Genomic DNA, 11,654 nt, shown 5'->3' with positions numbered 1-11,654 from the left:
GCGCACGCCTCGTCCCCGCTCAGCGGGTGCAGTACGCGGCACACCGCGCTCTTGAGCCCCGTCGCCTCCTCCTCGGGCAGGCTCAGACCGACGACGGCCAGCACGATCATGGACACGACCCCGAACACCGCGGCGTACTCCGCGCCGCTCTGCCCCCGGTCACGGTCACGGTGACGGTGGAGCGGATCTCTCCGTCTCCGTAGCCGCGGATACCCCTGCCACCACTGGAACCTGCGGGCCCTCTTCACCTGTTCTCCCACCTCACGCGGTCGTCTCCCACCCCCGAGCGCGAGCAGCGTAAGGACAGGTCAGGGCCCACAAGGCAGGGTCCACGGACCCAGTGGGGGCGCCGGGACGGCCGAACCGGCATACGTTCATCCGCCGGTCGGCCGGCGCCTCCCCGAAGGCCGCCTGATGTTCCCCGTACGTACGCGATGACGTCCCGGACGGCCCGCCGGGGACCCGGTCTCCCGTCGCCGGCACCCGGCCGCGCCGAAGCGCGCTCCCCACGGTTGGGCCCCGGGGTTGGGCCCGCGGGCCCTTCGGCGCCGTCGCCCCTTACGTACGGCTTCCACCCGCGTACGGCGGGCTGAGCACCGGCTGTAAGCGCCGGGCGGCGGCGACCGGGCTAGTGTTTAAGCAAGGGCGATCGGAATGCGGAACGCCAGGGGCGCCATGAACCGACACCGCAAAGCGCCGGACACCACCCAGGAGCTCCTCCTCACCCTGGGGCACCTCGTCGATCAGGCGATGGAGAACATCAAGCTCCAGCAGGCGCGGGCGGAGCTCGGCATGGCGCTGCAGCGGCACATGCTCCCTTCCGAACTGCCCGATTTCCCGGGCGTCCGGCTCGCGGCCCGGTACTCGCCCTCGCAGGACGGTCTGGCCGTCGGCGGTGACTTCTACGACGCCTTCCCGATGCTCGACGGGGTGGCGGGGATGGCCATCGGGGACGTGCAGGGCCATGGAGTGGAGGCCGCCGCGTTCATGGGGGAGGCCCGTGCCAGCCTTCGGGCCCTCGCCAGCGTCACGCACGACCCCGGGCACGTGCTGACCTGCGCCAACGACCTGCTGATCTCGCTCGGTACCGACCTGTTCACCACCTGTTGCCTGCTGAGCTTCACACCGCGGACCGGTGATCTCGGTATCGCCCGGGCAGGCCACGTCCCGATGGTGTGGGGCACCGACGCGGGCGACTCGGGGGTGTCCCTGGACACCGGCGGGGTGCCGCTGGGGGTGCTGCCCGGCCAGAAGTACCCGGTGGTCCACCGGCGTCTGACGGAGCCCGGTTACCTCGTCCTGGTGACCGACGGTGTGGTGGAGGGACCGTCCTACCCGATCGAGGAGGGCCTGGCCGAGGTGGCCGGGCTGGCCGCGGCCGGACGCGGTGTCACCCCCGACGTCCTGGCGTCGCGGGTGATCCGGGTCGCGGACCGCACGGGACACGACGACGACGCCGCCGTTCTCGTCGTCCGCCACGACAGTCGGCCGGGCTCCCGGTAGACCGCCGGCGGTGCGGTGGTGTCGGCGCGTCCGTCCGGCCCGTACCGCCCGGGGTGGCTGATGCTGAGGCGGTGGACAGCTCTCGGCTCAGGCGGCACAGACCCACTGCCCTGACGATCCTGGCGGTCGTCGCGCTCTACTACGCGACCGCGCGGCTGGGGCTCCTCCAGCAGCTGGTACGCGGCCAGGTCACGCCCCTGTGGCCGCCGACCGGCATCTCGGTCGCCGCCCTGCTCCTGTTCGGTACGCGGGTCTGGCCGGGCATCGCCCTCGGCGCCCTCACGGTCAACGTCACCATCGGCCCCACGGCCTGGTCCGTACTGGCGATCGTCGTCGGCAACACCCTCGCCCCGGTCTGCTCCTACCTGCTGCTCAACCGGGTCCGCTTCCACAACGACCTCGACCGCCTTCAGGACGCGCTGGCCCTCGTCTTCCTCGGCGCCCTGGGCCCCATGCTGATCAGCGCGACCATCGGCAGCGGCACACTCTTCCTGTCCGGGGCCCTGCCGGGCAGCGACTTCTGGTCGACCTGGTCCGTGTGGTGGACGGCGACGCCATGGGCGTGCTGGTCGTGACCCCGTTCCTGCTCGTGGTGCGATGGGCGCGGTGGCCACCCGGCGTCGGCCCCCTCGTCTGGGCCGAGGCGGCGGCGCTGACGGCGTGCACCCTGGCCGCGACCTTCCTGGCGACCAACTCCGCCAGCTCGTCCCTGCTCTTCCTCGTCTTCCCTTTCCTGATCTGGGCCTCGTTCCGCTTCGAACGCGCGGGCGCCGCACCGTGCGCCCTGGCCATCTCCACGCTCGCGATCCTCGCCTCCGGCCGGACGACCGGCCCCTTCCAGGACCACACGCTCCTCACGAACATGGTCACCCTCCAGGCGTTCAACGGCACGGTCTCCCTCACCGCCCTGGTCCTCACGGCGGTCGTCACCGAACGGAACCGCACCCACGAGGAGATCGAACGCCTCTGCGCCCAACTCCGCACCGCGGTCACCCGCCAGAACACGAACTCGCGCCAGGTCCCCCCGGAAACCTGAACCGGGCCGGAGCCCGGAGGCCCGGCTCCACAACGACGGCCTTCGGCGACCGCTGTCGGTGAGCGGGGGTTCCCGCCGGATCACCGCGCTTCTGCGGTTCATGTCCGTCAGCAACAGACAGGCCGCGCCGAGCACTCTGCCGCCCGGGCCGCGGCAACAGAACCACTTCCGCCGAAACCCTCCGTGGACCCCGCATGTGCCGATAGATTTACCGATCCCCCATGAATCCGCCATAAGATCCATTTGAGGGGACATCACATGAGCCACATCCGCACCGTCATCACCGCCGCAGCAGCCGGCTTACTCCTCACGCTCGGCGCGTGCTCCGACAGCACGGAAACGGTGCCCGACAAGCCCGCGAAGACCGCGCCCAGCACACCCCAGGCCGAGCCCGACCCGGCCGAGGACACCGCCGACGAAGCGGTCGCCGCCGAGACCGCGGAACTCCCCGATCTCACCGGCGAAACCCTCCAGGCCGCCCAGGACGCCGCACAGGCCGCCGGGTTCTACGGCCTCACGTCGAGCGACGCGACCGGAGCCTCCCGTATGCAGCTCCTGGACCGGAACTGGCAGGTGTGCGCACAGGCTCCGGCGGCTGGGCCGCATCCGACGGACACCATCGTCGACTTCAGCACGGTGAAGATCGAGGAATCCTGCCCGTAATCGTCGCCACCGCCGTAACCGTTGGGGGAACCATGAGCAATCCGTATCAGCCCGCAGGGGCGAGCCCGTACGTCAACGCCCCGATGCCCAACGCCCGCCCGCGCATGTACGCGTCGACACCGGCCAAGGTCATCTGGACACTCGTGCCGATCATCACCATCAGTTTTGGCGCCGCGATCCCGTTCGTTGTCGCTGCCGCGAAGGGTGTGGTCAAGACGTGGGTGGCCGTCGCGTACGCGGTCACGGAGGTCGCGTTCCTGAGCATCGCAATGCTCGCTGCACCCGAGGGCGACAATCCGTTCGTCGGCCTGCTGCTGATCCTGCTGATCGCCACCTCGGCGACGCATACCGCGCTTCTCGACAACGACAAGGTCACCATCGGCAAGTAGCCGGCTCAGCGGTCGTCGCAACACAGGTTGAGTTCGGCAACGGTGTCGGTTGCGGCGGTGATCAGTGTTCCCAGTCGGTTTCGCCACCTGGGCCTACCAGGACGGGATCGATTCCCGAGCCGGCGAGGTTCCACGACTCGTAGTCGGGGTCTGGCGCGACGCTGAGGCGAGTGCCGTCATCAAAGCCGAGGGACAGGGTGCCTGACCCAGTGACCTCGGTTTCGGTGACGACCTTGGCGAACAGGCCGAGTAGCGGCGCCAAGGCCGGTCCGGAGGCCGGACCACGTGAAGGTCTGCTACGCCTGCCGCCGCAGGGGCGTCGACTGCTACAACGTCGGGGCGCTCAAGGCCCGGCTGCGCGAAACCCAGTCGGCGAGCATCGCCGCGCGGACGGCGGCCACCCGGTGAGCGGCCTGCCCGGCATCCCGCCGGACCCCGCGACCCCAACTGCTACACCCGAAGCGGCCGATGGCCGAGCGAGACACTGCGCCCCCTGGTCCTCACGCCCGAGGAGCTGGCCGAGCAGCGCCAGAGCCTCGCCGCCGTCGCCGCCCTCACGTGGGGAGACCCGTCGTGATGTGCCGGCGCGGGGACCATGCCTTCCCCATCGAGGACGACGCGGGCGCGTACTGCCCGGAGCACGGCATCACACTCCTGTTCCACGGGGACCCCATCACGCCCGATGACCTCGCCTACGACTACCCGAGCCGCCCCGAGCGGCACGCCCTGGAGCCCGTCAACAACGACGCGCGTCCCCACTGACTCGCTCGCCTGCTGCCGCTGGGGAGCTCCAGCAGGCGAGGGGCAACACCACTCCGACCGGTACCTGCCCCCTGGCGTATCCGGTCGGAGCCCCAAGGCCCCCGTCCGCACCGGTGCACCTTTCACCCGGTGCGGACGGGGCAGCGCCCTCAGCCGAAGGCGCAGTCCGCAACAGGAGGAAGCACATGACCATCGCGTTAGAGCGTCCCGTGGGCACCACCGACCCGGCAACGCTCGTCGACCCCGAGGTGATGGAACGGCTCGCCGCCCGCATCGCCAAGGACCACCCCGAGACCGACGTAACGGCCGCGCGCCGGGATCATCGGCCAGACCGCCGCGTTCCTCGCCGCCGGAGCCCAGCTCCCCGGCGCGGAACTCTCCCCGAGCAAGGCCGTTGACGTCGGCTGGCACACCTGGATCCTCCACACCGTCGACTACGCCTCGTTCTGCGAGCGCATTGCCGGCCGGTTCATCCACCACGTGCCCACGCCCGACGGCGAAAGCGTGACCGGTGGACCGAAGGCCGCTCGCCGGCGGACCCTCGACGGCATCGGCGCCGCCGGGTACACCATCGACCCGGCCCTGTGGCCCGAGGCCACGGACGGCGACTGCTCGCAGTGCCACGCCGGATGCAGCGACAGCCCCAACGGCGGCAAGAAGAAGTGACATAGCGCCGCCCCTGTACGACACTCCAGCCGTCCGGCTTCACTGCCGGGCGGCTGGCCCAATGAGCGGAGAGCAGTAGGTGGCAGACATCAAGGCGTGGGACACCTACGCGCAGCAGAAGCCCGAGCGCCGGCCCACGAACGCACGCGGCGAGACGACGTGGTTCAACTGGACCCAGTACCCCGACCACGGGCCGGGCGCCGAAGTTCTCGGTATCGGGCCCGGCGGCAGCGCACTGGACCTGGGCTGCGGCAAGGGCGGCAACCTCGCCCACGTCGCCGCGCTCGGCGCCCGCGCGGTCGGTGTCGACGTGAGCCTCGCCCAGCTGAAGGCCGCCGAAGCCCGCTGGTCCGACACGGGCATGGTGCTGCACCGCACCGACGCGGCCCGGTTCCTCGCGGAGAGCGGCGAGGACTTCGACGCGGTGTACTCCGTGTTCGGCGCCGTCTGGTTCACCGATCCGGACGTGCTGCTGCCCGCGATCCGCAGGCGTCTGCGTCCGGGCGGTGTGCTCGCGTTCTCCCACCGGCCGCCGGTGGAGGGCTGCTACGGCTGCCAGGCGTCGTACATCAACCGCTCCGAGGATCAGGATCCGTTGGTCGTGAAGCGCTGGGACTACGAGCCTCACCGCTGGGTGGAGATCCTGCGGGAGCACGGGTTCCCCGCGGCGACCGCCCGCGTGCTGCCAGCCCCGCCTGGGCCACGCACTGTCGGGACGCTACTCGTCCGCGCTCAGGGCTGACCGCCCGCACTGCCGAGCCGCGGACACCATCAGCCGAGTGTCCGGGGCTCTTGCATGCCGTGATCGTTTGCACTTCGGCCGAGCATTGGCCGAGCCAATGATCTTCAGGGCCAAAGAAACGGGTGAAGGCCCAGCCGGGATGGCTCCCGAACTGGGCCTTCTTCGTAGGCCGTGTGGGACTCGAACCGACAACCAACGGATTAAAAGTCCCGGCAGGGTCCTGCCGGGACTTCCGTCCCCCTCTGCGCGAGTCCGGGAAATGCCTGGTCAGAGGCGTGTCATGTGTTGTCCGGTCCAAGCTGACCTGCGTTGTATCAGCACGTCCGCTCACGCATCGCTCACGCAGCAGGCCACGTAGAACTTGACTGGGCTGCCACGCTTTCCAGATGTTCGCCGGAGGGTCTGTGGCGTCATCGTCTGTTCAGGTCGGTCCTTGCTTCTGTCGTGGGGGACCGCTCCTTGAGCTGGTCGGACGGCTGGTGATTACACTCGTCTCTCATGTCGAAGCTTGACGAGCTGCTTGTTGATGTCGCCGCTCTGGTGGAGTCGGGGCGCAGCAATCAGATGTCTCTGACCGTGGTCGCTGGTGGTGCTGTCATCACGGGTCGGTTGGCTCCGGAGGCCGTTTGGAGGCAGCGAGTGTCGGAGGTTTTGGCGGACTCGGCCCGCCTGAACGATTTCTCCGCGGTGTTCACCGCTGCGGCGCCGGGGGAGGGGCAGCCTACGCATCTGCATTTCCATTTGGCGCGGATTTTGCAGGGTGCGGTGGGGATCCCCGAGACGGGCGGGATGTACCGCGTGGCGATCGAGGACATCAGTGCCTGGACCATCGGCGACTTCAGCTACTCCGACGACTGATCCAGCGTTTGCCGAGAGTGCCTCGGTACGTGGTGAGGGTCCGACCGGCTTGTTCCGGTGGGACCCTCATTCGTTGTTCTGGTGGCGGCGCGTGCCTGCCTGTCCGTCAGAGGGCCGCAGGGGCGCCGAGCATCGCGGAAGCCTGTTGGAACGGGTTGAGGACGCGGGTGGGCGCGGCGGCCGGAAGGCCGCGGCAGGTGAAGCCGAGCCGCGTCATGGCCCGCAGGACTTCACCTGTGCTGAAGTCGCGACGGTCCTGGCGTGTGACGACCTGCCCGACCTGCTTGACGGGGTAGGTACGGCGACCGATGATCACGGACTCGCCGGAAGCCTGCTCGGGCTTGACGCCCTTCATCGATTCAAGGACGCCGCTCTTGGTGAGGTCGAACGGGAAGCGGGCGATGACACAGCGCATGATGCCTCACAGGGAGAGGAACGAAGGGGGTGGTTCAGCCGCGGTGAGGCGGTTCAGCGGACAACGGCGAGGACGCCCGGAGCGCGGCCGGGTTTGTCGACGACCGGCAGGGCTTCGATCTGGTTGTAGCGCATCGCGTGCTCGGCTTCGGCCATGGTGGTCACGCGATGGGCCAACGGTCCTCGGTCGCCGAGGATGTCGCGCAGCTGGATCCGGTCGGTGTACGTGAGGCTCTCACGGGCCGCGGTGAGCTGGGCCCGGGTGAGAAGTCCGGCGCACAGGCCGTCGTTGTCGCAGACGAGCAGGTGCCCGGTGCGGGCGCTCACCATGACGGCTAGGGCGACCTCGACGGTCATGTCGTCACAGACCCGCGGTCCGCCGGTGTCCATGGCGTCGGCCGCCGTCCTGTGTACGGGGGTGGCACCCGCCGGGTGGGACTGCATCTGAACCAGCGTCAAAAGGTGCCTCCTGCATTGGTGGGCCAGTTTCCTGATCACGAGGTTTTCAAGCCGCCGCGTCGAAGGACGTCTGGCGCGCTGTCATACGCCGGGCAGCCGAAGCGGGGCTGCGCCGGCCGCGTGAGGACGTGCTGCGCTGACGCCGCTCGGGGACGGGAGCGGTGATCGTCACGGGAATGCCGGAAGGGGCTTGTGCTCCGGTGATCCGGCTGAGTGCTTCCTCGCCGGAGCGGACCTGGGTGGTCTGGGGCACGATGCCGGCCGCTGCCATCAGGCGCGTCATGTCCCGGCGCTGGTTGGGGGTGACCAGGGTGACGACGCTGCCGGATTCCCCGGCCCGCGCGGTTCGGCCGCCGCGGTGGAGGTAGTCCTTGTGGTCGGTCGGCGGGTCGATGTTGACGACGAGGTCGAGGTCGTCGACGTGGATGCCGCGCGCGGCGACGTTCGTGGCCACGAGCACGGTGACGTGCCCGGTCTTGAACTGGGCCAGGGTCCGGGTGCGCTGCGGCTGTGACTTCCCGCCGTGCAGGGCGGCGGCCCGCACCCCGCTGTTCAGCAGGTCTCGTGTCAGCCGGTCGACAGCGTGCTTGGTGTCCAGGAACATGATCACCCTGCCTTCGCGGGCGGCGATCTCCGTCGTCGTCCGGTGCTTGTCGGCGCCGTGGACGTGCAGCACGTGGTGCTCCATCGTGGTGACCGCGCCCGCGGACGGATCGACGGAGTGCACAACCGGGTCGGTGAGGTAACGGCGGACCAGGCGGTCGACGTTACGGTCGAGGGTGGCGGAGAACAGCATCCGCTGGCCCTCGGGGCGTACTTGATCGAGGAGTGCGGTGACCTGGGGCATGAAGCCCATGTCGGCCATCTGGTCGGCCTCGTCCAGCACGGTGATCGCGACCTGGTTGAGCCGGCAGTCGCCGCGGTCGATGAGGTCCTTGAGCCGGCCCGGCGTCGCCACGACGACCTCGGCGCCACCGCGCAGCGCGTTGGCCTGCCTGCCGATCGACATTCCTCCGACGACCGTGGCCAGGCGCAGCCTCACCGAGCGGGCGTAGGGGGTGAGCGCGTCGGTTACCTGTTGTGCCAGCTCACGCGTCGGCACGAGGACCAGGGCCAACGGCTGGCGGGGCTCGGCACGCTGGCCGGCGGTGCGGGCGAGCAGGGCCAGGCCGAAGGCGAGGGTCTTGCCGGAGCCGGTGCGCCCGCGTCCCAGGGCGTCGCGGCCCGCGAGGGTGTTGGGCAGGGTGGCGCCCTGGATCGGGAACGGGACGCTCACGCCTTGCGCGGTGAGTGTGGCCAGCAGTTGGGCGGGCATGTCGAGGTCGGCGAACGCCTCGACGGCGGGCAGCGCGGGCGTGATCGTCTCAGGCAGGGCGAACTCTCCCCGGACCGCTGCGGGCCGTCGGCCGTGGCTGCCCGAGCGGCCCGTCCCGCCCGAACGGGTCGGGGCGGGCGAGCCGAAGCGGGCGCCCCGCCTCGACCCGGCGGTGGACCCGAAAGCGGAGCCTTCGGTCCGGCGGGGGCGGGAGGAACGGACGTTCGTACGTGTGGGGTTCATCGAGAACCTTCCTTGATACGGCACGCATCAAGGAATTCCCGCAGCCGAAGAACAGCGCGGGGAATCACAAGAACGAACCGACTGGGATACGGAAAAAGAATGCGGCTTGCGGTGATTCCGGTGCGGGATGCGGGCGACGAAACAGGCGACGTCATATGGACGTGAAATTTCATATGCCGACCGATACGACTCTGAAGGCGCGTATCCCTGAGGATGGCGCTACGGGCGGCGCTGTTCCACAGGTATCACCGCTGCGGGAAATGCTCGTAGCTGGGGCTCACCCCCCGAGGGGGTGAGCCCCAGCTACGAAGTGCACGTCAAGCGGGAACGATGTTCTCGGCCGTCGGGCCCTTCTGGCTCGTCGCGATGTCGAAGGTGACCTTCTGACCTTCGAGCAGCTCACGGAAGCCCTCGGCGGCGATGTTCGAGAAGTGGGCGAAAACGTCAGGGCCGCCATCGTCCTGTTCGATGAAGCCGAAGCCCTTGGCCGCGTTGAACCACTTCACAGTGCCGGACGCCATGTCATATCTCCTTTTGGGGCAGTACACCGGCACCCGTAATCCACGGATACCGGGTCGCCGCGATGATGCCCCGCCCGGAGAACAGCCGGAAATAAATGAAGCTTCCGTCGGCCAAAAATGCCCACGAATAAGCTTGAAGTTTTGGGAACCACAACTGCAACTAGGATCGACAGTAGCATGAGGTAGCGACCCGTGTGCGGTGAATTACTTCACTCCGATGGTTGCCGTAAAAACACTCCCTGCACAGCGCGTTAAACCCTCATCTCGCGGTTATAGATATTGCCCCGCACGGAGCGCAGCGTTTCAGGAAAAGCCGCTGTTCAGGCTCGGAGTGCACAGATAATCCGGTGGCGCCGTCCCGCCCGGCATCCGGCCCCGTCGGCCCGTGGCCGGTCTCGATACAGGTCGGAGCGGCGGTCAGTGGATGGCCAGGATGATGGCGAAGCAGTCCGCGGTGAAGGGCTGCCACGGTCAGGGTGAGTACGGCCGCTCTGCCGGTACGCGGGAAGGCGGGCGCGTAGCGCACCGGTGCACCCTGCCGGCACGAGGGACGCTCCGGCGGCACCCTGACACGCTGTGCGGTGACCCGCGGATTCCGGCAGGGGCGCTGCCTCAAGCCACGGGCGGGCCGGCCCCTTTGGCGGCGTCGCGATATTCGGCGTTGATGCGCTGGGCTTCTTCGAGCTGGTCTTCGAGGATGACGATGCGGCAGGCGGCCTCGATGGGGGTTCCCTGGTCGACGAGCTCCCGGGCGCGGGCGGCGATTCGCAGCTGGTAGCGGGAGTAGCGCCGGTGTCCGCCCGCGGAGCGCAGCGGGGTGATGAGGCGGGCTTCGCCGATGGCGCGGAGGAAGCCTTGGGTAGTCCCGAGCATTTCCGCGGCCCGGCCCATCGTGTAGGCGGGGTAGTCGTCGTCGTCGAGCCGGCTGAACGAGTCGTCTGCTGTCATCTGCACCTCTCTGGAACGCGTTGAGGGGCCTTGGTGCCATATGGCACCAAGGCCCCGAAGGAACTGCTACACCATCTGCCGACCCTGTTCCGGCGTCGGCCTTCTGTGTCCGCACGACCGTCCGGGAGAGGACGGGGAGTACGGGGATCGCGGTTGCTTGACCGGAGACCACCTCACTATCGATGTCCTGCGGTACCCGGGCTCATGGTTTCCACCCGGGCGATCCTGATGGCGCTCGGCTCCTCCGTTCTTCCCTCTGGGATCAATTACTTACTTATTACTGCGTACTGCTCTTCACTACGGCAGCCAGCCCCGTCGCCCGTCCTGCGTCTGCTCTGGCTTAGAACCCCACTGCCGAACTTCCCGGTGCGCGCGTCCGCAGCCGACGCCTTCACCGAGGTGCTGCTCAGTCACTTCACTGCTGGTACCGCACTTGTTTCCATGCGGCACTGCTCGTAGCGGCCCCTGATCACTGCGGGCCGCCCGGTCCGGCCGTCAGTCCCGTCACCGTCGTGCAATCGCTCTGGCTTCGGAACTCCACTGCCGTACCGTCCTGCGAACTGCAACTTCCGTACATCTACCCGGCAGTTCGTCTCTGCCAGGCCCTGCTGTCTCTCTGGGCTACGAGAGAAACCATAACCACACCACCACTCGATGTCTACTCTGGCCGACATAGATTTCTGTGCGCCGATCAGGGAGATAGCCGACCACGACCGCAGACGGGTCACCCGGCGGCCCCACTCCCGCCGGGGATACCCGCTCCGAGCTTCTGCAGTGAGTGCGGCTATCTGTTCGTCGCGGGTCATGCTGCCGCCCGCTGGGGCTGTACGAGGCTGCCGAGCGGCATCGTCGGGTAGTCGTAGTCACGCCGAGTGCGGCGAACTGGGCGACGTAGATGCGTTCGCGCTGTAGCTGGGGCAGCTTTCGGGTGCGCTCGCGGCCGATATCAAGGCGGGTGTCATCCAGCCCGGTGAGAGCATTCCGTCAGAGTGGGAGTTGTGCGAGCGGCAGAAGGTGGCGCGGGAGACTGCCCGCCGGGCGGTGCGGGTGCTGCGTGAGCGGGGCACGGTGCGGACGGAGTGGGGGAAGGGGACGTTCGTGGTCGGTCCCGCCGAGCGGGGCGAGAGCGACTAGG

General features: G+C 68.8%; 16 protein-coding genes and 1 pseudogene. 11 read left to right on the top strand and 6 right to left on the bottom strand.

Translation table 11 applies throughout. The annotated features are described in order from the left end of the window. Positions 1–675 precede the first annotated feature (675 nt). From GXP76_RS29980 to GXP76_RS29960, 4 genes and pseudogenes are all read left to right on the top strand, one after another. Positions 676–1,503, top strand: coding sequence for a PP2C family protein-serine/threonine phosphatase (locus GXP76_RS29980; protein WP_242574760.1), 828 nt, complete (start codon positions 676–678; stop codon positions 1,501–1,503). Positions 1,504–1,556: 53 nt separating this feature from the next. Then, positions 1,557–2,539, top strand: a pseudogene (locus tag GXP76_RS36085) (MASE1 domain-containing protein). 258 nt (positions 2,540–2,797) lie between these two features. Beyond that, positions 2,798–3,202, top strand: coding sequence for a hypothetical protein (locus tag GXP76_RS29965; protein ID WP_242574757.1), 405 nt, complete (start codon positions 2,798–2,800; stop codon positions 3,200–3,202). A 32-nt stretch (positions 3,203–3,234) separates the two neighbouring features. Beyond that, complete coding sequence (locus tag GXP76_RS29960) at positions 3,235–3,591, top strand: hypothetical protein (RefSeq protein ID WP_242574756.1); 357 nt, start codon at positions 3,235–3,237, stop codon at positions 3,589–3,591. 61 nt (positions 3,592–3,652) lie between these two features. Here GXP76_RS29960 and GXP76_RS29955 read toward each other — a convergent pair whose 3' ends face one another. After that, entirely contained in the window at positions 3,653–3,853 is a 201-nt protein-coding gene (locus GXP76_RS29955) for a DUF6188 family protein (RefSeq protein ID WP_242574755.1), read from the bottom strand. A gap of 23 nt (positions 3,854–3,876) precedes the next feature. Between GXP76_RS29955 and GXP76_RS35740 the strand changes: the two genes are divergently transcribed. From GXP76_RS35740 to GXP76_RS29930, 6 genes are all read left to right on the top strand, one after another. Continuing rightward, positions 3,877–3,999, top strand: a complete 123-nt coding sequence (locus tag GXP76_RS35740; RefSeq protein WP_277993978.1) for a hypothetical protein — start codon at positions 3,877–3,879, stop codon at positions 3,997–3,999. A gap of 168 nt (positions 4,000–4,167) precedes the next feature. Then, positions 4,168–4,353 carry a hypothetical protein gene (locus GXP76_RS29950; RefSeq protein WP_242574754.1) on the top strand — a complete coding sequence of 62 codons (186 nt, stop codon included), beginning with the start codon at positions 4,168–4,170 and terminating at the stop codon, positions 4,351–4,353. Between the two features lie 185 nt (positions 4,354–4,538). Then, positions 4,539–4,751, top strand: a complete 213-nt coding sequence (locus tag GXP76_RS29945; protein ID WP_242574753.1) for a hypothetical protein — start codon at positions 4,539–4,541, stop codon at positions 4,749–4,751. A gap of 106 nt (positions 4,752–4,857) precedes the next feature. Further along, complete coding sequence (locus GXP76_RS29940) at positions 4,858–5,019, top strand: hypothetical protein (protein ID WP_242574752.1); 162 nt, start codon at positions 4,858–4,860, stop codon at positions 5,017–5,019. Positions 5,020–5,098: 79 nt separating this feature from the next. Beyond that, positions 5,099–5,761: a bifunctional 2-polyprenyl-6-hydroxyphenol methylase/3-demethylubiquinol 3-O-methyltransferase UbiG gene (locus tag GXP76_RS29935; RefSeq protein WP_242574751.1), complete on the top strand. Its 663-nt coding sequence runs from the start codon at positions 5,099–5,101 to the stop codon at positions 5,759–5,761. A gap of 498 nt (positions 5,762–6,259) precedes the next feature. Beyond that, complete coding sequence (locus tag GXP76_RS29930) at positions 6,260–6,619, top strand: hypothetical protein (RefSeq protein WP_242574750.1); 360 nt, start codon at positions 6,260–6,262, stop codon at positions 6,617–6,619. A gap of 106 nt (positions 6,620–6,725) precedes the next feature. Here the strand turns inward: GXP76_RS29930 and GXP76_RS29925 are convergent, their stop codons facing one another. The 5 genes from GXP76_RS29925 to GXP76_RS29905 form a co-directional block, all read right to left on the bottom strand. After that, positions 6,726–7,034 carry an SCO5918 family protein gene (locus GXP76_RS29925; RefSeq protein ID WP_242574749.1) on the bottom strand — a complete coding sequence of 103 codons (309 nt, stop codon included), beginning with the start codon at positions 7,032–7,034 and terminating at the stop codon, positions 6,726–6,728. Between the two features lie 53 nt (positions 7,035–7,087). Beyond that, positions 7,088–7,492, bottom strand: coding sequence for a CBS domain-containing protein (locus GXP76_RS29920; RefSeq protein WP_242574748.1), 405 nt, complete (start codon positions 7,490–7,492; stop codon positions 7,088–7,090). A 46-nt stretch (positions 7,493–7,538) separates the two neighbouring features. Then, the gene (locus GXP76_RS29915) at positions 7,539–9,050 is read right to left on the bottom strand and encodes a DEAD/DEAH box helicase (protein ID WP_242574747.1); all 1,512 of its coding nucleotides are present in this window, start codon (positions 9,048–9,050) and stop codon (positions 7,539–7,541) included. Between the two features lie 317 nt (positions 9,051–9,367). Further along, positions 9,368–9,571, bottom strand: coding sequence for a cold-shock protein (locus tag GXP76_RS29910; protein WP_242574746.1), 204 nt, complete (start codon positions 9,569–9,571; stop codon positions 9,368–9,370). Positions 9,572–10,183: 612 nt separating this feature from the next. Then, a complete protein-coding gene (locus GXP76_RS29905) occupies positions 10,184–10,519 on the bottom strand; it encodes a MerR family transcriptional regulator (RefSeq protein WP_242574745.1) in 336 nt (111 codons plus the stop codon). A gap of 912 nt (positions 10,520–11,431) precedes the next feature. Between GXP76_RS29905 and GXP76_RS29900 the strand changes: the two genes are divergently transcribed. Then, the gene (locus GXP76_RS29900) at positions 11,432–11,653 is read left to right on the top strand and encodes a GntR family transcriptional regulator (protein WP_277993979.1); all 222 of its coding nucleotides are present in this window, start codon (positions 11,432–11,434) and stop codon (positions 11,651–11,653) included. Position 11,654: the final 1 nt, after the last annotated feature.

It is taken from the genome of Streptomyces sp. NP-1717 (assembly GCF_022695985.1).
Taxonomy (GTDB): domain Bacteria; phylum Actinomycetota; class Actinomycetes; order Streptomycetales; family Streptomycetaceae; genus Streptomyces.
The sequence above is the reverse complement of the archived record's forward strand: the minus strand, read 5'-3'. Positions and strand labels throughout refer to the sequence as shown.